Origin of the sequence: Paraburkholderia sp. SOS3, assembly GCF_001922345.1 — a bacterium.
In the GTDB taxonomy this organism is placed as follows: domain Bacteria; phylum Pseudomonadota; class Gammaproteobacteria; order Burkholderiales; family Burkholderiaceae; genus Paraburkholderia.
This window is the reverse complement of record NZ_CP018812.1, coordinates 1,971,390-1,992,021: the sequence shown is the minus strand read 5'-3', so window position 1 is coordinate 1,992,021 and position 20,632 is coordinate 1,971,390. Positions and strand designations below refer to the sequence as shown.

The following is a 20,632-nucleotide window of genomic DNA, read 5'->3' as shown; positions in this document are numbered from 1 at the left end:
CCACTCTCCTCAGTTCAGCAAGCTTGCATGTGCCGCTCTACCTGCTGTGCGATGCTCAACAACGTGTCATCGTCGTTCGAGCGACGGATCAGCTGGACGCCGGTCGGCAGGGAATGGCCGTCGGCGCCCGACGGCATGGCGACGACCGGCGCATCGAGAAAGCTTGCGGGCATCGTCATCGCCAGTGTTTTCATATTGACCGCCGCGAACAGCTCCGGGTCCGCCTCGAGCGGCGCGAGCAACGGTGGCGTGTGGCCGACCGTCGGCACGATCAAGGTCGCCTCCTGCAACTCGCGCGCAAACATCGCTTGCAGCCGCTCTCTTAGCGCCAGCAGTTCGCCGCGCCGTGACGATGGAACATGCCGGGCAAGTTCAAGGCGATCGCGCACACGCGCATCGAGCGTGGCCGCGGCCTCCGAGTCAAGCAAGGCTCGATGCGTTTCGAACGCCTCGATCGCACCGATCCATCCCTTCGCTGCAATGACCCGATGAACTTCGGCGAGCGCCGCAAACGCACACTCGTCGACGCGTGCGCCACTTTCCCGCAAGCGTTCGATAAACGCAGTGAAGCGCGACGCGACTGCATCGGACACCGCATATCGTTCGAATAGCGAAGAGTCGATGACGAATCGCTCGTTGTGCAAACCACGGTTTGCGTTGCGAAAAGGCACGCCTTGCACCACGGCGTCGAACGCGACGCAATCGCACACCGTGTTCGCAATGGGGCCGATGGTGTCGAGTGTGCCCGAAAGGCCAACCATTCCCGCACGTGAATAACGGCCGATGCTGGCCCTGTAACCGGTAAGGCCGTTGAATGCCGAAGGAATCCGGATCGAGCCGGCTGTATCGGTCCCGACGGAAATCGGCACGACTGCCGTTGCAACGGCAATTGCCGCGCCCGACGAAGACCCGCCCGGCACGCGCAGGCCATGATCGATATCGGGGTTGGTCGGCGTACCGAAATGCGGATTCAGGCCCAATCCCGAATAGGCGAATTCGCTGAGGTTCGTCTTGCCCACGGAGATCATGCCGGCCTGTTCGGCCCGTGCGACGAGCGCTGCATTCGCCGCTGCCGGCGCGTTTGCGGCCCCCGTCGCAGAACCCGCCGTGGTGGCGAGCCCGGCAAGATCGAAGAGGTCTTTCCACGCGATCGGCACGCCATCGAGCACGCTGAGCGGCATTTTCCGGCGCCAGCGTTCAGCCGCTTCTTCCGCCTGTTTCAATGCCCGATCCGCGGCGACTACCGAAATGAAAGTCGTGCGTCTGCTGCGCGCCTGCTCGAGCGCTATGGCCGTCACGGCAACCGGATCGGCGCTCCCCTGTGCGAACGCCTGCGCCATGGCGAGCGCCGTAGAGGGTTTCATGCGCGTGTCGTTCATCGGGGTCTCCTGTCGAACCGGGGCTCAGGTCGGGCGCGCGCGTTGCGCGAGCAGGCGAGCGACACGCTGCAACGCGGCGACCGGCGGCATGTCCGCGGTCAACTGCGCCAGCGTGCACCACGGATACGGCCGCGCTCGCGCCCATGCGAGGATCGGCGCTGCGATGTCCTTGTCCAGCACGCGCATCTCCTCGATCGAAATACCCAGCTTGACCACGAGGCCCGCGGCGCTACGCCACTCGTACTGGCCGAATCCCAACCGCGCCGCACCGCCAGCTTTTTCTGTCATGCAGACAAGCCAGTCGCATACGAACACTTGCGTGTCCGAAGGCGGATCGCCGATGCAGAACGTGTAGACGTTTTCGTATTGGGCGGCAAACTCGCGCACGAGCACCGAGCCGATCGCGTCCCGGCCATGCACGCCCGAAGGAAACGCAATGTCCGGCGTTTTGACGAGCATGGACAGTTCCGCGTTTTCCGCGAAGGCGTCGACGAGCAGATGCGGCCGGTTTCCGTCCTTGGCGCGAATGTACGTTTCGATATTCCGTTTCAGTGACATCGTCTTCGTCCATACGGAAACACGCTGGCTGGGCTCGACATTTTCTGCTCGCTCGGTGAATATCGTCAGCGCATGGTAGGCCTCGCAGGACGTTGCGAACAGGCAGGCGAATGTGAAGCCGCCGTATCGATTCCGGATATAGTCGATGTCCTTGCGGTATTTTGCGCACACTGCGTCGCCAGACGTTCCAGAATTGCCCGTCGTTCGCTTTCGCCAGTCGCGCCGTGCTTTTGCAGTACCGGCGGCTGAGGGCCTCGTAAAGCAGATGTTATGGGGTTACACGCGGAGCGACGTGCGACGTGCGCGGCGTGTGCGGCTCGGCCAAGGGCGGTCTATGACGTGCTTCTTCCAACCGACGTTGAAAACGCCAGTACGAGTTTTGTATTGCGTCGAACGCAAGTGCGGGTGGGGTTGCGGATTTTCAGTCAGATCACATCATCGGCATATGCAGATGATGCGGATCCCTGAGCGTTTCGGCGACGCGTTTCAGCGCCTCGCGGCAGTCGTCGCGATCCTGAGGGCCGCCGAGACACACGCGAATCGCATTGGGCGGATTGCCGTCGGTGGAAAACGCCGCGCCCGCCACCGTGCCCACGCCCTGGTTGCGCAGTTGCAGCGCAAGCTCCGGCGCGCTCCAGTTGCAGTACGAAGGAATTCCGAGCCACAGATGAAAGCCGTCGCTCTGCGCATCGTATCGCCACTCGTCGAGCTCTTCCGCCGCGATGCCTTGACGCGCATTCGCTTCGCTGCGGATCGCCGATAGCATTTCGTGCGCGGTGCCGTCGTTGACCCATTGCGTCGCGAGCATCACCGTGAAGGGACTGGGCATCACGGTGGTTGCGCGTAAAGCACCCGACACGCGCTGCGCTTGCCGCGCATTCGGCGCGCGAAGATAGGCGACACGCAGCCCCGCCCCGAGCGTTTTCGAAAACCCTGTTACGTAGTAGGTCAGATCCGGTGCAAGCGTTGCCAGCGCGATCGGCTTGCGTGCCGGCAGCCAGCCGTACGCGTCGTCTTCGACGATCGGCACGCTGTAGCGCAAGGCGACATCGGCGAGCGCTTCGCGCCGCTGCGTCGACAGCGTCAATGTGCTCGGATTCTGCAAGGTCGGGTTGCAATAGAACGCGCCGGGCTTCTCGCTCTTGCATAGCGCTTCGAACGCGTGCGGCAACGGGCCTTCGTCGTCGCGCGGCAGCGGCTGCAGGCGTACGCCCAGTTGCGAAGCGATCGCCTTGATGCCCGGATAGGCGAGCGTATCGAGGCAGATCGTTTCGCCGGGCCGCGCGAGTTGCGAGACGAGCGCGACCAGCGCGCTATGAATGCCGGGGCAAACGAGTACCGTGTCTTCCGTGCAATCGGGCAGCCGGTCCTTGAGCCACGTGCGGCCCGCCGCGCGGTCGTCGGGCGTGCCGCCGAAATCCTGATAGCGCAACAGCCGGTACGGGTCCGCCTGCGCAAAAAGCCGCGAAGCCGAATCGCGCAGACGCGCGACCAGTTCGGGCGGCTCAGGCGGCATGTTCATCGACATCTCGACGCTGCTGCCGCCCGCAAGCGGCAAGGTCTGCGTGCGCCCTCGCACGAACGTGCCGCTGCCCGCTCGCGCATCGAGCAACCCGCGCTTGCGCGCCTCCGCATAGGCGCGCGCAATCGTCGTGTAGTTCAGTTGCAGTGCGCAGGCCAGATCGCGCAATCCGGGCAGGCGGTCGCGCGGCCGCAGACGTCCGCTTGCGAGGTCTTCCTCGATCAAATCGGGAATCACGAGATAGGCAGGCTTACGGCTTTCAGTCAGCCGCTTGAGCCAATGATGCGTGAGACTGTTCACGATATGCATTCCTTAACGGGCCGCCAGAAACGGTTCGCTAAAAAGTAACACGACGTCCGCACCGGAAAACAATATTTCTCGATCTGCCGCGCGGCCTGATCGGATTGATCGCATCAGTGCACGTTTGCGGGATATCGCGCACCACGCCCACGCACAACGCGCATCGCCGTTGCGCTGAGACGGTGCGCACGCGATCGATGCAATCAGCCGCAAAGCCCCATCCAGCAAGCGTTGCGAAGAAATTTTCGGGTCGCTCGAACGTTTCGGCGCTGATTGATCGGCAATTGATCGCATGAACCGCGCCGGAAATTGGCATATCCGTTGCGTTATCAAGCACGCCGGTCAACCCATTCATGCGAACCGGTTCACTCGATTCCTCATGCGATTTACTGGAGAACGCGCCATGCCCGCCGTCACGCAACCGTTGCATCAGAAAGGCGATTATCTGGTCGACTACGAAGAGAAAGTGTTTCCCGACGTCAAAGCCGAGCCCGGCGAAAAGGCGCTCGTCACGTTTCATACCGTCGCATTCGAAGGCTCGATCGGTTTCGTCAACCTGCTGCAAGCCACGCGCTTGCAGCGCAAAGGCTTCGATACGTCGGTGCTGCTATACGGCCCGGGCGTCACGCTCGGTCTGCAGCGCGGCTTTCCGACACTCGGCGACGAAGCGTTTCCCGGCCATCTGAACTTCAACAAGCAACTGATGAAGTTCATGGAAGAAGGCGGCAAGGTCTATGCGTGCCGTTTCGCCTTGCAGGCGCTGTACGGCCACGGCGAAGCGTCACTGATCGAAGGCATCCGGCCGATCAATCCGCTCGACGTGCTCGATCTCCAGTTGATGCATCGCAAGGAAGACGCACTGATCATCCATACGTGGACCGTCTGACGGGGATCGTCATGTCCGACCAGCGAATCATCCGTGCGGCCGCGGTGCAGATCGCGCCCGACCTGGAGCGGCCCGGCGGCACGCTCGACAAGGTGTGCGACGCGCTCGACGAAGCCGCGGCGAAAGGCGTGCAGCTCGCCGTCTTTCCCGAGACCTTCGTGCCGTACTACCCGTACTTTTCGTTCGTGCGTCCGCCGGTTGCGTCGGGCGCCGATCACATGCGCCTCTACGAGCACGCGGTCGCGGTGCCGGGCCCGGTCACGCAGGCAGTCGCGGAACGCGCGCGGCGCCACCGCATGGTCGTCGTGCTCGGCGTGAACGAGCGCGATTACGGCAGCCTGTACAACACGCAGCTCGTGTTCGACACGGACGGCCGTCTCGCGCTCAAGCGCCGCAAGCTTACGCCGACGTTTCACGAGCGGATGATCTGGGGCCAGGGCGACGCGGCAGGTCTGAAAGTCGTGCAGACCGCATATGCGCGCGTCGGCGCACTCGCGTGCTGGGAGCATTACAACCCCCTCGCCCGCTATGCGCTGATGACCCAGCACGAGGAAATCCATTGCAGCCAGTTTCCCGGCTCGCTCGTCGGACCGATTTTTTCCGAGCAGATCGACGTGACGATCCGCCACCATGCGCTCGAATCCGGCTGCTTCGTGGTCAACTCGACGGGCTGGCTCACCGACGCGCAGATCGAATCGGTGAGCGCCGATCCGAAGCTGCAAAAAGCGTTGCGCGGCGGCTGCCATGCGGCGATCGTGTCGCCCGAAGGGCAGCATCTGGCGCCGCCGCTGCGCGAGGGCGAAGGCATGGTGATCGCGGACCTCGATATGACGCTGATCACCAAGCGCAAACGGATGATGGACTCGGTCGGCCATTACGCGCGTCCCGAATTGCTGAGCCTCGCGATCAACGACCGGCCGGCGACGACCTCGATGCCGATGGCTGCCGCTGCATCCGAACCGGCCTTCGGAGCCGCGCTTCAACCCAGCTTCGGACCCGCATCCGGTCCGATGCAAGCCGCCGCATCCGCCGAGCCGTCAACGGCGGCCACCGATCCCACTTCAGGAGGCGCGCATGAACGCCAGCACGAACCTGTCGCCGGTTGACACGCATGCGAGCGAGCAGCGCATGATGGAGCTGCGCACCGAACTGCAATCGGCCGGCCTGCGTCTGGTCGACCCGCACGCGGGTGCCGCGAGCCGCCGCGGCGGAGCGGGCCCGTCGGACCACAAGGCAGTGATCGTCGACGGTGTGACGATCATGGTGCCGGTCCATACGAGTTCCGCGTGGGATTCGCCGTTCGTCGCCGGCGTGCCCGATGCGTCGGGCCAAAGCACGCTGATGCGCGGCACGATTCCGATCGCCACCGTCGGCTTCGCGCAGGCGCCGCGTTTCACGCGCCTGCAAACGCTCGACGGCGTGCCCTATTCGCATATCGCGACACTGCACGGCACCGACGTGCTCGCAACCACGGTACTGCAAACCTGCATTCGCTACGAAAGCCGCAAGAAAAGCTGCAAGTTCTGCGCGATCGGCCAGTCGCTCGCGGCAGGCCGCACGATTGCGCGCAAGACACCGGAGCAGCTTGCCGAAGTCGCGCGCGCCGCCGTGCTGCTCGACGGCGTCAAGCATATGGTGCTGACCACCGGCACGCCGCCCACGCCCGATCGCGGCGCGCAGCTCCTTTGCGAAAGCGCGTTCGCGATCAAGGCGGCCGTCGATCTTCCGATTCAGGCGCAATGCGAGCCGCCCGACGACAACCGCTGGTTCGAGCGCATGAAGGCCAGCGGCGTCGATACGCTCGGCATGCATCTCGAAGCAGTCACGCCGGCGGTTCGCGAACGCATCATGCCCGGCAAGGCGAGCGTGCCGGTGTCGCGCTACATGGAAGCGTTCCGCGCCGCCGTCGCGGTATTCGGCCGCGGCCAGGTCAGCACGTATATTCTCGCGGGCCTCGGCGACAGCGCGGACGCGATCCTGTCGATGTCGCGCGAACTGATCGCACTCGGCGTCTATCCGTTCGTCGTACCGTTCGTGCCGATCAGCGGCACGCCGCTCGAAGACCACCCCGCACCGACGCCGGAATTCATGAAGTCGATCCTCGCGCCGCTCGGTGCGATGCTGGGCGCCGCGCGGATGCGTTCCGCCGATATCAAGGCCGGTTGCGGCAAATGCGGCGCGTGTTCGTCGCTTGCATCGTACGAGGCCTGAGCCATGTATTGCGACACTTTCGATCTGGCCGACGCCGCGCCGCCGCTCGAATTCACGCCGGCCGAATATCGCATCAAGTGGGCGACGCTGCCGTGGGAAAGCGACGGCGCGTATGCGCTGCGGCGCGCCGTGTTCTGCATCGAGCAGGGCATTTTCGTCGGCGACGACCGCGATGAAATCGACGCTCACGCCAGGCTGCTCGTCGCGCTGAGCTGCGTCGCCGGCATGCCCGAGCAGGTGGTCGGCACCGTGCGGATTCACGAGAGCGCACCGCGCGCATGGCTCGGCTCGCGCCTCGCGGTCCATGCGGCGTTCCGTTCGCACGGACGGCTCGGTTCGACGCTGATCCGGCTCGCCGTCTGCAGCGCGCATGCACTCGGCTGCGATACGTTTCACGCGCATGTGCAAGGTCAGAACGTGCCGTTGTTCCGGCGCCTGCATTGGCAAACGGTCGCCGAAGAGACGCTGTTCGGCCGGCTGCATCATCGGATGCAGGCGGACCTCGCCTGGTATCCGCCGTGCCACACCCCCGAAAGCGGGTTCGTCACGTCCGGGGCGCGGGGGCATTCATGAGCCTCGACGCGCTCGTTCAACGGCTGCGCGAGAGCCGCGGTTTTCGCCATAAAACCGATATCGCGAACGTGGTCGCGTCGCTGTCCGAGCGCCTGCCCGGCGGCGTCGCCGCGCTCGCGCAGGCGGTTGCGGTCGGCGACGATTGCGCGGCTATCGCGGATCGCGACGGTTATCTGCTGTTCGCCATCGAAGGGCTCGTCAGCGATTTCGTCGAAGCGATGCCGTGGTTCGCCGGTTATAGCAGCGTGATGGTCAACGTCAGCGATATCTACGCGATGGGCGGCCGGCCGCTCGCCGTCGTCGATGCGCTGTGGAGCGACGGACATGCGCGAGCGCGCGAGATGCTCGCCGGTATCGCGGCCGCCTCGTCCGCATATGGCGTGCCGGTCGTCGGCGGCCACAGCAATACGCGCAGCGCGCAGCCGCAGCTCGCGGTATCGATCGTCGGGCGCGCGCGCCGGCTGCTGTCGAGCTTCAACGCGCGCGCGGGCGACCGTCTCGTGATGGCGGTCGATCTGCGCGGCCGCTTTGAAGATCCGTACCCGTTCTGGAATGCGTCGGTCGGCGCGCCGGCCGAACGCTTGCGCGGCGACCTCGAGCTGCTGCCGATGCTCGCCGAAAGCGGCCTATGCGATGCGGCGAAAGACATCAGCATGGCCGGCGTGCTGGGCACCTCGCTGATGCTGCTCGAATGCTCGGGCGCCGGCGCGCGGCTCGATCTCGATGCGATCCCCTGCCCCGACGGCGTCGACTTCGAGCGCTGGCTCAGCGCGTTTCCGAGCTTCGGCTTCGTGCTGTCGGTGCGCGAGCCGCTCGTCGATGCGGTGCTCGCGCGGTTTCGCGAGCGCGGTCTTGACTGCGCGGCAATCGGCACCGTCGACGCCTCGCACGAAGTGGTCGTCACGCAGAACGATCACGCGGCGCTGCTGTGGAATTTCGCGGACAGTCCGTTTATCGGCGCGCCTTCGAACCAGGCCGCAAACGCACCAGCGGCACACGCGCCGCGCAAGGAGCCGGCATGAACGACACGCCGTTGCGTATTGCCCTGTTCACGCATTCGGTGAACCCGCGCGGTGGCGTCGTGCATACGCTCGAACTCGGCCGCGCGCTCGTCGCCGAAGGGCACGACGTGACGATTTTCGCCCCGACCGAAGACCATGCGCCGATGTTCCGGCCGTCGCCGTGCCGCATCGTGCTCGCGAACGTCGCCGCGCGCGCACTCGACACGGCATCGATGGTGCAGACACGCATCGATGCATTGAAGAGCGCATTGCAAGCCACACTGCGCGCGCAGGCGCGCCCCGGCTTCGACGTGCTGCACGCGCAGGACAGCATCAGCGGCAACGCGCTCGCCGAACTGCGTGCCGAAGGCACGATCCGCGGTTTCGTGCGCACCGTTCACCATCTCGACGCTTTTCGCGACCCACGCCTCGCGCAATGGCAGCACCGCGCCTATGCCGATGCCGACGCCGTGTTCTGCGTGAGCGAAGTGTGGACGCAGACGATGAAAACCCGCTTCGGCATCGAAGCCGTCACGGTGAACAACGGCGTGGACGTGCAGCGTTTTCGCGCGGCGCGCGAACTCGACGACGTCATGCTGCCCGCCGAACTCGGCGTGCACGGCGACCCGGTCGTGCTCGCGGTCGGCGGTATCGAGGAACGCAAGAACACGCTGCAACTGCTCGAAGCGTTTGCGCTGCTCAGAAAGACGCGGCGCAACGCGCAGCTCGTCATCGCGGGCGGCGCGAGCCTGCTCGACCACGACGCCTACACGCGTCGCTTCGCGGCGCGTGCGGCCGAACTGGGCCTGCCGATCGGCCTCGGCGAAGCGATCGTCGTCACCGGCGCGCTCGACGACGACGCGATTCCGGCGCTGATGCGACGCGCCGACGCAGTTGCGATGGTCTCGCTGCGCGAAGGCTTCGGCCTCGTCGTGCTCGAAGCGCTGTCATCGGGCGTGCCCGTCGTCGTATCGCAGATCGCGCCGTTTACCGAGTATCTGAATGGGCGCGTCTGCTACTGGGCACAGCCGCACGACGCGCACAGCATTGCCGCGGCCCTGCTGCAGGCATTCGACGATCGCCGCGGCATCGATTTCACCGATGCGGTGTCCGCCCTGCTGCAACGCTTCAGCTGGCGCGCGAGCGCGCTGCGCCATCTCGCGCTGTATCGCGATTGCATGCAGCTGGCCCCGGCCTGAATTCCAATCCAGAGGAGAACCTGATGCCAGTCATGCACTTCCGGGTCCAGTGGCCCGACGGCGATGAGGTCAACTGCTACTCGCCGTCGACGGTGGTCGCCGACTTCTTCGTCCCCGGCCAGCGCTATCCGCTTGCCGATTTCGTGTCGCGCGCCCGCGAGGCGCTGCATATCGGCTCCGAGCGCGTGCGCGAAAAGTACGGCTTCGCCTGTTCGGCCGCGCTCGACCAGCTCGCGCAGATCGAACAGCATGCGGAGCGCTTCGCCGCCGACCCGGCCGCCGAAGTGAAAGTGATCGAACTCTCGTGAACAGGGCAAGCATCATGTCGAACGTATCGTTGGCGTCGCCATCCGAAGGCGACGTGCCGCATCGCACGGTGATCGTGATCGGCGGCGGACAGGCTGGACTCTCGATCAGCTACTACCTGAAGGCAGCGGACATCGATCATCTGGTGATCGAAAAAGCGACGCTCGCGCACACGTGGCGCACGCAGCGCTGGGACACGTTCTGTCTCGTCACGCCGAACTGGCAGTGCGCGCTGCCCGGTCATCCGTATCGCGGCGACGATCCGCACGGCTTCATGAAGAAGGACGAGATCGTCGCGTATCTCGACGGCTTCATCGCGAAGCTCGATGCGCCGGTGCTCGAGCAAACCGAGGTGAAGCGCGTCAAGCGGCAGGCCGACGGACGTTTCGCGGTCGCAACGTCGAACGGCAACTGGACCGCCGATCACGTGGTGGTGGCGTCGGGCGGTTACCACACGCCGATCGTGCCGCGTATGGCCGAGCGGCTGCCGGCGGAAATCGCGCAATGGCAATCGTCGGCTTACCGCAACCCGCAAAGCCTGCCCGACGGCGCGGTGCTGGTGGTCGGCTCGGGCCAGTCCGGCGCGCAGATCGCGGAGGATTTGCACCTCGCGGGCCGCAAGGTCTATCTCGCGGTCGGCGAGGCGCCGCGCTGCGCGCGCTTCTATCGCGGCCGCGATGTGGTGGACTGGCTCGCGGACATGCGCTATTACGATATGCCGGTCGAACAGCATCCGCTGCGCGAAGGCGTGCGCGACAACACCAATCACTATGTGACCGGCCGCGACGGCGGCCGCGATATCGACCTGCGGCGTTTCGCGCAGGAAGGCATGGAGCTGTATGGCCGGCTCGACGATCTGCGCGACGGCTGCCTGCAATTCGCGCCGAATCTGACCGCGAACCTCGACAGCGCCGACGACACGTACAACCGGATCAACGCGAGCATCGACGCGTTCATCGACAGGCAACGCATCGACGCGCCGCCGGGCGAACCGTATCAGCCGGTGTGGCGGCCGCCGCGAGAGCGCACGTCGCTCGATCTTGCGGCGAGCGGCATCGCATCGGTGATCTGGTGCATCGGCTTTACCCCGGACTTCAGCTGGCTCGACGCGCCGGTGTTCAACGGGCGCGGCTATCCGGCGCACACGCGCGGGATCACGCCGCAAGCGGGGCTGTACTTCATCGGCTTGCCATGGCTGCATACGTGGGGTTCCGGACGCTTCTCGGGCGTTGCGCGCGACGCCGAGCACGTGGTCGATGCGATTCGTGCGTCCGCGACAGCTTCGCAGACGACGTCCGCGAGCCTTGCCGCATGATGCCGCCCGACCGCTATCGGGCCGGCATGCCGCAGTTGACGTACACAGGCCTGTCGGAAAACTGGCTGCTCAAGGAGTGCGGGCATCGGCATTGGGAAGCGCTCGCGGCACATGCGGGCCGCGCGACGCACGACTTCGGCGACGACGGCGGGCACCGCTCGTACGCGGCTTTTACCGCGATCCGGCTGCAGGCGTTCGGGTTCGATTCGCTGTGCGAGAACGACGAGTTCGAGATCGGCAGCAGCCTGCATCGGACCGGCGCGGTGCGGCATGTGAGCACGCATCGCGTGCAACGCGGCGGCGCGCCGCTCGCACAGGTATCGATGTCGTCGACGTTCGTCACGCGCGGCGGCGCGCGCGGCAACCGCGGCGTCGCGCGCGCCGCGCTGTCGGCACTGCGCGGCGAGTTGAGCCCGGTGCCCGACGAAGCGGTGCCGATGATCGAGCTCGGCAAGCGGATGCGCGCCGGCGACGCCGCGCTTGCCGACGACTTGCCGGCCACAGGTTGCGCGCCCGCCGAGTTCCTGCCGTGTCCGAACAGCGACTTCAACGGCGCCGATTTTCTGTATTTCGCGAACTTCCAGTCGTTCGTCGATCGTGCCGAGTGGCAGCGCCATCGCTTCCCTGAGCCGCCGGTCGTCGCGAGCCGCGCGCTGTACTACTACGGCAACGTCGACCTCGGCGACGCGCTGACCGTGCATGTGATCGGCGAGCGCAGCGGCGAGCGCGGCATCGCGCACTGGAGCGAAGTGCGCCGCACGAGCGATGGCCGCAAGATCGCCGACGTGATGACCGAAAAACACTGGAGGCGCCGATGAAGCGATCGTTCGGGCGCAGGCGTCGCCGCGCCGTTACGCTCAAGCCGCTTTACACGCGCGCGGACACCGAAGGTCTCGCCCATCTCAACAGCCTGCCCGGCGAAGCGCCGTTCGTGCGCGGTCCCTACACGTCGATGTACACCGGCCGGCGCTGGACGATCCGCCAGTACGCGGGCTACGCGCAAGCGGCCGACACCAACCTCGCGTTTCGCACCGCGCTTGCCGAGGGCGCGCAGGGCCTGTCGGTCGCGTTCGATCTGCCGACGCAGCGCGGCTACGACTCCGACGATCCCCAGGTGGCAGCCGATGTCGGCGTGACCGGCGTCGCGATCGACACCGTCGAGGACATGGCGCGGCTCTTCGCCGATATCGCACTCGAACACACCTCGGTCTCGATGACGATGAACGGCGCGGTACTGCCCGTGCTGGCCGCATTCATCGTCGCGGCCGAAGAGCGCGGCGTGGCCGCGGCGCAACTGACCGGCACGATTCAGAACGACATTCTCAAGGAGTTCATCACACGCAATACGTGCATCTTCGCGCCCGAACCGTCGTTGCGCATCGCGGCGGACGTCGTCGAGTATCTGGCGAGTCATGCGCCGCGCTTTCATGCGCTATCGGTGTCGGGCTATCACTTTCAGGAAGCGGGCGCCGACCCGGTGCTCGAACTCGCGCTGACGATGGCCGATGCGCGCGCGTATGTGCGCACGCTCGTCGAGCGCGGCATGGGCGCGGACGACGTATGCGAGCACCTCAGCTTTTTCTTCGGCGTCGGCACCGATTTCTATGCGGAGATCGCCAAACTGCGTGCGGCGCGGCTCGTCTGGTCGACGCTTGCTGCGCAATGCGGCGCGCGTTCCGACCGTGCGCGTGCGCTGCGCATGCACTGCCAGACGTCGGGCTGGTCGCTGACCGCGCAAAAGCCGCTGAACAATGTCGTGCGCACCACCGTCGAAGCGCTGGCTGCGGTGTTCGGCGGAACCCAGTCGCTGCACACGAATGCCTACGATGAAGCGTTGGCGCTGCCGTGCGCGGCATCCGCGCGCGTCGCACGCGACACGCAACTGGTGCTGCAGCACGAAACCGGCATTTGCGATGTGATCGATCCGTGGGCCGGCTCGTACATGATGGAATCGCTGACCGCCGATATTGCCGCGCGTGTGCACGCGTTGCTCGACGAGATCGACGGCGAGGGCGGCATAGTCGGCGCAATCCGCTCGGGATGGGTGCGCGAGCGCCTCGACCGGTGTGCGCTCGAAGTGCAGGCGCAGATCGAAAGCGGCGAACGCGCGATTGTCGGCGTGAACGGCTACCGTCAGGAAGACGATGCGCCTGACGAGAGCGGCGCCGCGCGCGGCCCGGGTCTCGATGCGGCGCAAGTCGCACGGCACCAGGCGCTCCGGATAGCCGACGTGAAAGCGAAACGCGACATCGCGCGCGTCGGCGCCGCGCTTCGTGCGCTCGAACGGGCGGCGCGCGACGGCGACGGCAACCTGCTCGCGTTGACCATCGATTGCATGCGCGCGCGGGCCACGGTCGGCGAATGCACGCGCGCGCTCGAAGCCGTATGGCCGCGGCATACGGTGGCGCTGCGGGTCGGCGCCGGTGTCTATCGCGATGCGCTATCGGACGACCCCGCATGGCGCGCCGCATGCGATGCGCTCGCGCGCGTGAGCGCGGCGTTCGGCCGGCGGCCGCGCGTGTTGATGACCAAGCTCGGCCAGGACGGCCATGACCGTGGCGCACGCGTGGTCGCCGCCGCACTGACCGACGCGGGCTTCGATGTCGTCGCGAGCCCGCTGTTCGCGCCGGCCGCCGACATCTGCTCGCAGGCGATCGCGGCACAGGCGGATTTGATCGGCGTATCGTCGCTGTCCGGCGCGCACGGCGCATTGGTGCTCGAGCTGCTCGAGCAATTGCGCATACGCGGCGCCGCCATGCCCGTCGTGGTCGGCGGAAATCTCGATGGCGAGAGCACGCGTATATTGCAGGCCGCCGGCGTCGCAGCGTGCTTTCCGGTCGGCAGCAGCGTCAGCGATATCGTTTCCGGTCTCGCGCGAATCTGCGGGTATCTCGATCCCGCTCGATTACATGATGTAAGGACGGCGTCCCTCCCTTGAAAACAGGCGTTCGCTCGCGACGCAACCCGCGCTGACCACGAAAATTAAGAATCTTTCACCAAGATGGTTAAGGCGCGTTAATACCGAACACCGATCATGGGTTCATGTTCCCAATTGACCTGATTCGGCCATGATCCTGTTCCACGCGATGCAAGCCCTCTGCCGCTGTGTCACGCCGCGCGAGCGCGATGCGTTATCTCCGAACCGCGGTCTGGACCGCGGCGCGACACGCGCGCCGCAGTCACGGCGCGAACCGACTCCGTAACCGTAGCGCATTCGCATGCGCTGTCTTCCGTTCAGCTGGCCGCGCCGCACGCGCCACGCCGGCAGGTGCGCCGCTGCGCCCTCGCCCGGCGGATCAGGCCCAGAAAAACGTCCGATGCACGGATTCAACCCGAAGCCGCCAAGTCCTTCTTCATGAACGCCATTGTCCTCGTTGCCCTGCGCCGTCCGCTCACCTTCGTGGTGATGAGCATCCTCATCGTGCTCGCCGGCGCGATGGCGATCGTGAAGACGCCGACCGATATCTTTCCGGCGATCCGCATTCCGGTGGTCGCGGTCGTGTGGTCGTACACGGGCCTGTCGCCGCAGGACATGTCGGGCCGCGTCGTCTACTACTACGAACGTGCGTTGACCACGACGGTCGCCAATATCCAGCACATCGAAAGCCAGTCGCTCTATGGCACCGGCGTCGTCAAGATCTTCTTTCAGCCCGGGACCAACATCGCAGCGGCTCAGGCACAGGTGACCGCGGTCTCGCAGACCGTGCTCAAGCAGATGCCGGCCGGCATCACGCCGCCGCAAGTGCTGTCGTATAGCGCATCGTCGGTACCGGTGCTGTTTCTGCAGGTCTCGGCGCCGAGCATGACGGCCGCGCAGATCTACGACATGGCGTCCAATCTGATCCGGCCGGCGCTCGTCTCGGTACCGGGCACGGCGATCCCGAACCCGTACGGCGGCAGCTCGCTGAACGTCGAAATCGACCTGAACCAGGCGAAGCTGCTCGCACATGGCCTGTCGGCCACCGACGTCGCCCACGCGCTCGCCAAACAGAACGTGGTGCTGCCGGCCGGCGACCAGAAGATCGGCACGCTCGATTTCATGGTGCAAACGAATTCGACGCCGGTCGCGGTGCCTTCTTTCAACAATATGCCGATCAAGACGGTCAATGGAGCGACGGTCTACCTGCGCGACGTCGCGTACGTGCACCGCGGCTCGCCTCCGCAAATCAACGCCGTGCTCGTAAAGGGCAAGCAGTCGGTGCTGATCGAGGTGCTGAAAAGCGGCGATGCGTCGACCCTGTCCGTCGTCGCGGGCATCAAGAAAGCGCTGCCCGGTATCGTCAAGACCCTGCCGGCGGGCGTGAAAATCACCCCGCTCAACGACACCTCCGGATTCGTCAAGGATTCGGTGCGCGACGTCGTGCAGGAGATGGTCACGGCCGCGTTGCTGACCGGCCTGACGGTGATGCTCTTTCTCGGCAGCTGGCGTTCGACGCTGATCGTCGCGACCTCGATTCCGCTCGCGATTCTTTGCTCGGTGATCATGCTGCACCTGACCGGTCAGACGATCAACGTGATGACATTGGGCGGGCTCGCCCTCGCGGTCGGCATTCTCGTCGACGATGCGACCGTGATGATCGAAAATATCGACGCGCACCTCGAAACAGGCGAAGAGCTGGAGCCCGGCATCATCGCGGCCGCGAATCAGATCGTCGTGCCGACGCTCGTCGCGACACTGTGTATTTGCATCGTGTGGCTGCCGATGTTTCAGCTCGGTGGCATTTCCGGCTACCTGTTTCGTCCGCTCGCCGAAGCGATCATCTATGCGATGCTCGCGTCGTTCATCCTGTCGCGCACGCTCGTGCCGACCATGGCGGCGTGGCTGCTGCGCGGGCAAGTGCATATGCCGGCCCATATTCACCTGCACAGCCATGCGGCCGGCAAGCCGAACGTTTTCATGCGCTTTCAGGGCGGCTTCGAGCAACGCTTCAATGCGTTTCGCGAGCGGTATCGCGACGTGCTGACGCTCGCGGTGCTGCATCGCAAGCGCTTCATTCTGACGTTCGTGCTGTGCGCGGTCGCATCGATGGGCCTCGTCGCCTTTCTCGGCCGAGATTTCTTTCCGGGCATCAAGTCGGACGAGATCGATATGCATATGCGCGCGCCGGCCGGCACGCGTCTCGAAGACACGGGCAAAATCGCCGACCTCGTCAATCACGGCGTGCGCCGCATCCTGGCGGGCCAGGTGACGAACCTCGTCGACAACTGCGGCTTGCCGACCAGCAGCACCAACGAAGCGTACAACTCGAACGGCACGATCGGGCCGCAGGACTGCGACATCACGATCAGCCTGAAAGACGAGGCATCGCCGGTCGACGCATACCGCGCGAAGCTGCGCCGCGAGCTGCCGAAGATGTTTCCGGGCACCCAGTTCTCGTTCCTGCCGGGCGACATCACCGCGAAGATCCTGAACTTCGGTTTGCCCGCGCCGATCGACGTGCAGATCGCCGGCCGCGGACAGCTTCAGAACATGGCCTTCGCGCAAAAGCTCGCCGCGCGTCTGCGCCGGATTCCGGGCGCGGCCGACGTGCACGTTCAGCAACTGTTCGACGAACCGACGCTGAAAGTGGACGCCGACCGCAGCTTCGCCTCCGGCGTGAATCTGACGGAAGCGAGCATCGCCGACAACGCGCTTGCCACGCTCTCCGGCAGCGGGCAAACGGCGCCGACCTACTGGCTCGACACGGCCAACGGCGTCTCGCACCTCGTCAACCTGCAAACCCCGCAGGACCAGCTTTCGTCGATGAACGACCTCGAGACGATTCCGATCGACGACGGCAACGGCTCGCCGGGTGGCAAAAGCACGCAGTTGCTCGGCGCGCTCGGCTCGATTTCGCAGACCGGTTCGCCGCTCGTGGTATCGCACTACAACATTCTGCCGGCCATCGACGTGTACGTGAGCAACCAGCAACGCGACCTGGGCGCCGTCGAAGGCGATGTGGAAAAAGCCGTGAAGCAGATGCAGTCGCAGTTGCCGCATGGCGCGAGCATCCACCTGCGCGGCCAGGCGACGACGATGACGAGCGCCTATGTGCAACTGCTCGGCGGCCTCGCGATATCGGTGCTGCTCGTGTACCTCGTGATCGTCATCAACTTCCAGTCGTGGCTCGACCCGTTCATCATCATCACCGCCTTGCCGGGCGCACTCGCGGGCATCGTCTGGAGCCTCTTTCTCACGCATACGAACCTGTCCGTCCCAGCGCTGACCGGCGCGATCATGTGCATGGGCACGGCAACGGCGAACTCGATCCTCGTCGTGTCTTTCGCGCGCGACCGTCTTGCCGCGCACGGCGACGCCGTGGCCGCGGCGATCGAGGCAGGCCATGCGCGCATCCGGCCCGTGCTGATGACCGCGCTCGCGATGATCATCGGCATGCTGCCAATGTCGCTCAGCAATTCGCAGAACGCACCGCTCGGCCGTGCCGTGATCGGCGGTCTGCTGATCGCGACGTTCGCCACATTGCTTTTCGTCCCCTGCGTATTCGCGATCATGCATCGCAACGACACAGACCCCACGGAGTCTCGTCCATGAACATCCCCCGCGAGGTGCTGGCGCCAGGCCAGAACCGCACCAAATGGTCTGTCGCAATCGCCGCACTGCTACTCGGCGGCCTCGTCGCCCACGGCATCGTGCAACGGCACGACAGTTTCGAGGACCTGAAATCGGCCACCGATGAAGAATCCGTGCCCCAGGTTCAGGTGATGGCGCCCGCAGCGGGCCCCGCCACCCGTACCGTCAGGCTGCCCGGCAATATCAAGGCCTGGTACACGGCGCCGATCTATGCGCAGGTGTCGGGCTACGTGCAGAAGTGGTACGTCGACTATGGCGCGTTCGTCAAAAAGGGCTCGCTGCTCGCCACGATCGATGCGCCGACTGTCGACCAGCAATATCAGGGCGCGCTCGCCGATCTCGTCGTCGCGAAAACCAACAGCAAACTGGCCGACGTCACGGCAACGCGCTGGAAAGCGCTTGCCGGCACCGAAGCGGTCGCGCAGGAAGATGTCGACATCAAGGTCGCCAATGCCGACGCGAAAGATGCGATGGTGATGGCGGCGCAGCACAACGTCGAGCGCTACCATGCGCTCGAGCAGTTCAAGAGCATCGTCGCGCCGTTCGACGGCGTGATCACGTCGCGCGATACGGACCTCGGCAACTACGTCAATGCGGCCGGCGGCGACGTCAGCTCCGGCGGCGCCGCCGACGAACTGTTCTCGGTGGCGGACGTGCACGAGATGCGTCTTTTCGTATCGGTGCCGCAGGACTACGCCGGCATGCTGAAACCGGGCCTCGACGCGACGTTTACGGTGCCGCAGTATCCGGGGCGCAAGTTCCATGCGAAGCTGCTGACCACCGCGAACGCATTCGATCCGCGCACGAGAACGGTCGTGACCGAACTGGTCGCCGATAACCCCGATCATCTTCTATGGCCCGGCACCTATGCGACGGTAACCTTTAAAGTGCCGTCGGACCGGAATGTACTCGTGGTGCCCGAACAGGCGCTGCTGTTCCGCGAGCAAGGCATGCAGGTGGCCCTCGTGGATCCGCACGACCGCGTGCATCTGCAGAACGTGAAGCTCGGACTCAATCTTGGCCAGCGCGTTCAGATCGTTTCGGGGCTGACGCCGGCCGACCGCTTCATCGTCAACCCGTCAGCGGGGATACTCGACGGGGAGAAGGTCGATATCGTTCAGGGCGTGCCCGGCATCGGGCAAAAGGTCGCGGCCGCGCAACCTCCCCAACCCGCGCAACTCGCACAACCGGCGCAACTCGCACAACCGGCCGCCCAGAGACTGGCCGATGCCGACCCCGCTGCAAAGGATGCGAAATGAGGCGCCACGTCAAACCAGCCCTCGGCCGCGCCAGCGCGCTCTTCGGCGCAGTGCTGACGCTCGTCGTGCCGCTTGCCGGCTGCAGCCTCGCGCCGGTCTATACGCCGCCCGACGCGACGCTGCTGCCGACGAGCTACAAGGGAACCGGTCCGTTCGTGCTTGCGCATCCGGACGACCAGCTCGCCCACGGGCCATGGTGGAAAATGTTCGGAGACAGCGAACTCGACCGGCTCGAAACCGGACTCGATGCAGCCAACCCGGATCTGCAGGCCGCGCAGGAGACTTATACGCAGGCGCGCGACGTGGTCGGCGAAGCCCGTTCGCAACTGTTTCCGCAGCTGAGCGCGCAGGCGTTCGCGTCGCAAAACGCGGAGTCGGCACATACCCTCTTTCACAGCCTCGCGTCGAGTCCGTCGCTGCCGCTCGAAGAGTCATCGCTCGGCTATGGCGCGGCGGCGAGCTGGGAGCCCGACTTCTGGGGCGAGATTCGCAACCGGACGAACTTTGCCAAGGCCAACGCGCAAGCCACGGCAGCGCTCGTCGCAACGGCACGGCTCAGTCTCGAGATGCAGTTGGCGAGCGACTACATGATGCTGCGCGGGCTCGACGCACAGCATGCGGTCTATACGAAGACGCTCGTCTACTACCGCGACGCGGTGAGAATCACCAAACTTCGCTACACCGGCAAGATCGGTTCGGGGCTCGATTTCGAGCGCGCTCGCGACCAGCTGGCGACCGCTCAGGCAGCCGATACGGACATCGAGGCGCAACGCGCGGTTCTCGAACACGCGATTGCCGTGCTGGCGGGCCAGAATCCATCGACGTTCACGCTGCCTTCCGGCGATCTAAAATCGTTCGAGATCCCGATCATCCCCGTCGGCGTGCCGTCGGCGCTACTGCAACGGCGCCCCGACATCGCGGCATCGGAGCGTGAAATGGCGGCCGCCAACGCGGCGATCGGCGTCGCGCGCGCGGCGTTCTATCCGAACATCCGGCTCAGTGCCAATTTCGGCTTCGAGGACAACGGTATCGGGCTCGCTTCGCTGCCGGACAGCCTGTGGAGTGTCGGCGCAGCGGCGATGCTGCCGCTATTCGAGGGCGGACTGCGCCGCGCCGAAGAGCAGCAGAGCTGGTCTTCGTTCCATCAGGCCGCGGACACCTACCGGTCGACGGTGCTCAAGGCATTCCAGCAGGTCGAAGATCAACTGTCGCTGACGAACAGACTCGCCACCGAGTACAAACAGCAAAGCGACGCGGTGACGGCGTCGCTGAAGGCGCAGGACATCGCCATGCAGCTCTATACGAGCGGTCTCGACGATTATCTGAATGTCACCGTGGCACAGATTGCCGCATTGACGGCCGAACTGTCCGAGGTTCAGGTCAAGGCGCGCCGGCTGCAGGCATCGGTCGATCTGATCGGCGCGCTCGGCGGCGGCTGGTCGACCCACGATCTGCCGCAGCCGCAAGACACCGTGCCGTTCAATCCGGTCGCACTGCAAGCGTCGCGGCAGCACGAGCAAACACCTTGAGGGTGATGCCGGTGCTGCCGCAG

General features: G+C 65.4%; 17 protein-coding genes. 13 read left to right on the top strand and 4 right to left on the bottom strand.

Annotated features, from left to right (window positions below; all coding sequences use genetic code 11):
• Positions 1 to 14: 14 nt before the first annotated feature.
• The 4 genes from BTO02_RS29000 to BTO02_RS34525 all read right to left on the bottom strand — a co-directional run bounded on the left by BTO02_RS29000 (position 15) and on the right by BTO02_RS34525 (position 4,114).
• Positions 15 to 1,379, bottom strand: a complete 1,365-nt coding sequence (locus BTO02_RS29000; RefSeq protein ID WP_075160506.1) for an amidase family protein — start codon at positions 1,377 to 1,379, stop codon at positions 15 to 17.
• Between the two features lie 24 nt (positions 1,380 to 1,403).
• Positions 1,404 to 1,937, bottom strand: coding sequence for a hypothetical protein (locus tag BTO02_RS28995; RefSeq protein ID WP_075161489.1), 534 nt, complete (start codon positions 1,935 to 1,937; stop codon positions 1,404 to 1,406).
• A 430-nt stretch (positions 1,938 to 2,367) separates the two neighbouring features.
• Positions 2,368 to 3,759, bottom strand: coding sequence for an aminotransferase-like domain-containing protein (locus BTO02_RS28990; protein WP_075161488.1), 1,392 nt, complete (start codon positions 3,757 to 3,759; stop codon positions 2,368 to 2,370).
• 37 nt (positions 3,760 to 3,796) lie between these two features.
• Complete coding sequence (locus tag BTO02_RS34525) at positions 3,797 to 4,114, bottom strand: hypothetical protein (protein WP_156884016.1); 318 nt, start codon at positions 4,112 to 4,114, stop codon at positions 3,797 to 3,799.
• A gap of 48 nt (positions 4,115 to 4,162) precedes the next feature.
• On the opposite strand from BTO02_RS34525, the gene BTO02_RS28985 reads away from it, so the two are divergent.
• The 13 genes from BTO02_RS28985 to BTO02_RS28925 all read left to right on the top strand — a co-directional run bounded on the left by BTO02_RS28985 (position 4,163) and on the right by BTO02_RS28925 (position 20,609).
• Positions 4,163 to 4,645: an MSMEG_0572/Sll0783 family nitrogen starvation response protein gene (locus tag BTO02_RS28985; RefSeq protein ID WP_075160505.1), complete on the top strand. Its 483-nt coding sequence runs from the start codon at positions 4,163 to 4,165 to the stop codon at positions 4,643 to 4,645.
• An 11-nt stretch (positions 4,646 to 4,656) separates the two neighbouring features.
• Positions 4,657 to 5,751, top strand: a complete 1,095-nt coding sequence (locus tag BTO02_RS28980) for a Nit6803 family nitrilase (protein WP_075161487.1) — start codon at positions 4,657 to 4,659, stop codon at positions 5,749 to 5,751.
• Positions 5,720 to 6,856: an MSMEG_0568 family radical SAM protein gene (locus BTO02_RS28975; protein WP_083615425.1), complete on the top strand. Its 1,137-nt coding sequence runs from the start codon at positions 5,720 to 5,722 to the stop codon at positions 6,854 to 6,856. The genes BTO02_RS28980 and BTO02_RS28975 overlap by 32 nt, the downstream gene beginning before the upstream one ends.
• Before the next feature lie 3 nt (positions 6,857 to 6,859).
• On the top strand, positions 6,860 to 7,429 hold the full coding sequence (locus BTO02_RS28970) for an MSMEG_0567/Sll0786 family nitrogen starvation N-acetyltransferase (RefSeq protein ID WP_075160504.1): 570 nt from the start codon (positions 6,860 to 6,862) through the stop codon (positions 7,427 to 7,429).
• A complete protein-coding gene (locus tag BTO02_RS28965; RefSeq protein WP_075160503.1) occupies positions 7,426 to 8,451 on the top strand; it encodes a sll0787 family AIR synthase-like protein in 1,026 nt (341 codons plus the stop codon). The genes BTO02_RS28970 and BTO02_RS28965 overlap by 4 nt, the downstream gene beginning before the upstream one ends.
• Positions 8,448 to 9,629, top strand: a complete 1,182-nt coding sequence (locus BTO02_RS28960) for an MSMEG_0565 family glycosyltransferase (protein WP_075160502.1) — start codon at positions 8,448 to 8,450, stop codon at positions 9,627 to 9,629. The genes BTO02_RS28965 and BTO02_RS28960 overlap by 4 nt, the downstream gene beginning before the upstream one ends.
• 23 nt (positions 9,630 to 9,652) lie before the next feature.
• A complete protein-coding gene (locus tag BTO02_RS28955) occupies positions 9,653 to 9,937 on the top strand; it encodes an MSMEG_0570 family nitrogen starvation response protein (protein WP_075160501.1) in 285 nt (94 codons plus the stop codon).
• A 14-nt stretch (positions 9,938 to 9,951) separates the two neighbouring features.
• A complete protein-coding gene (locus BTO02_RS28950; protein ID WP_075160500.1) occupies positions 9,952 to 11,250 on the top strand; it encodes an MSMEG_0569 family flavin-dependent oxidoreductase in 1,299 nt (432 codons plus the stop codon).
• Positions 11,247 to 12,068 (top strand): Pnap_2097 family protein, encoded by an 822-nt coding sequence (locus BTO02_RS28945; protein ID WP_083615424.1) that lies wholly within the window; start codon positions 11,247 to 11,249, stop codon positions 12,066 to 12,068. Before BTO02_RS28950 ends, BTO02_RS28945 begins: the two co-directional genes overlap by 4 nt.
• Complete coding sequence (scpA, locus tag BTO02_RS28940) at positions 12,065 to 14,188, top strand: methylmalonyl-CoA mutase (RefSeq protein WP_075160499.1); 2,124 nt, start codon at positions 12,065 to 12,067, stop codon at positions 14,186 to 14,188. The genes BTO02_RS28945 and scpA overlap by 4 nt, the downstream gene beginning before the upstream one ends.
• 417 nt (positions 14,189 to 14,605) lie before the next feature.
• The gene (locus tag BTO02_RS28935) at positions 14,606 to 17,782 is read left to right on the top strand and encodes an efflux RND transporter permease subunit (RefSeq protein ID WP_075160498.1); all 3,177 of its coding nucleotides are present in this window, start codon (positions 14,606 to 14,608) and stop codon (positions 17,780 to 17,782) included.
• Positions 17,779 to 19,080, top strand: coding sequence for an efflux RND transporter periplasmic adaptor subunit (locus tag BTO02_RS28930; protein ID WP_075160497.1), 1,302 nt, complete (start codon positions 17,779 to 17,781; stop codon positions 19,078 to 19,080). Before BTO02_RS28935 ends, BTO02_RS28930 begins: the two co-directional genes overlap by 4 nt.
• Positions 19,077 to 20,609: an efflux transporter outer membrane subunit gene (locus BTO02_RS28925; RefSeq protein WP_075160496.1), complete on the top strand. Its 1,533-nt coding sequence runs from the start codon at positions 19,077 to 19,079 to the stop codon at positions 20,607 to 20,609. The genes BTO02_RS28930 and BTO02_RS28925 overlap by 4 nt, the downstream gene beginning before the upstream one ends.
• Positions 20,610 to 20,632: the final 23 nt, after the last annotated feature.

What these genes read in the sequence shown, in the direction of transcription:
- BTO02_RS29000 (WP_075160506.1), bottom strand. Translation starts at nt 1,379, where the DNA reads ATGAACGACACGCGCATGAAACCCTCTACGGCGCTCGCCATGGCGCAG.
- BTO02_RS28995 (WP_075161489.1), bottom strand. Translation starts at nt 1,937, where the DNA reads ATGTCACTGAAACGGAATATCGAAACGTACATTCGCGCCAAGGACGGA.
- BTO02_RS34525 (WP_156884016.1), bottom strand. Translation starts at nt 4,114, where the DNA reads ATGAATGGGTTGACCGGCGTGCTTGATAACGCAACGGATATGCCAATT.
- BTO02_RS28985 (WP_075160505.1), top strand. Translation starts at nt 4,163, where the DNA reads ATGCCCGCCGTCACGCAACCGTTGCATCAGAAAGGCGATTATCTGGTC.
- BTO02_RS28980 (WP_075161487.1), top strand. Translation starts at nt 4,657, where the DNA reads ATGTCCGACCAGCGAATCATCCGTGCGGCCGCGGTGCAGATCGCGCCC.
- BTO02_RS28975 (WP_083615425.1), top strand. Translation starts at nt 5,720, where the DNA reads ATGAACGCCAGCACGAACCTGTCGCCGGTTGACACGCATGCGAGCGAG.
- BTO02_RS28970 (WP_075160504.1), top strand. Translation starts at nt 6,860, where the DNA reads ATGTATTGCGACACTTTCGATCTGGCCGACGCCGCGCCGCCGCTCGAA.
- BTO02_RS28965 (WP_075160503.1), top strand. Translation starts at nt 7,426, where the DNA reads ATGAGCCTCGACGCGCTCGTTCAACGGCTGCGCGAGAGCCGCGGTTTT.
- BTO02_RS28960 (WP_075160502.1), top strand. Translation starts at nt 8,448, where the DNA reads ATGAACGACACGCCGTTGCGTATTGCCCTGTTCACGCATTCGGTGAAC.
- BTO02_RS28955 (WP_075160501.1), top strand. Translation starts at nt 9,653, where the DNA reads ATGCCAGTCATGCACTTCCGGGTCCAGTGGCCCGACGGCGATGAGGTC.
- BTO02_RS28950 (WP_075160500.1), top strand. Translation starts at nt 9,952, where the DNA reads ATGTCGAACGTATCGTTGGCGTCGCCATCCGAAGGCGACGTGCCGCAT.
- BTO02_RS28945 (WP_083615424.1), top strand. Translation starts at nt 11,247, where the DNA reads ATGATGCCGCCCGACCGCTATCGGGCCGGCATGCCGCAGTTGACGTAC.
- scpA (WP_075160499.1), top strand. Translation starts at nt 12,065, where the DNA reads ATGAAGCGATCGTTCGGGCGCAGGCGTCGCCGCGCCGTTACGCTCAAG.
- BTO02_RS28935 (WP_075160498.1), top strand. Translation starts at nt 14,606, where the DNA reads ATGAACGCCATTGTCCTCGTTGCCCTGCGCCGTCCGCTCACCTTCGTG.
- BTO02_RS28930 (WP_075160497.1), top strand. Translation starts at nt 17,779, where the DNA reads ATGAACATCCCCCGCGAGGTGCTGGCGCCAGGCCAGAACCGCACCAAA.
- BTO02_RS28925 (WP_075160496.1), top strand. Translation starts at nt 19,077, where the DNA reads ATGAGGCGCCACGTCAAACCAGCCCTCGGCCGCGCCAGCGCGCTCTTC.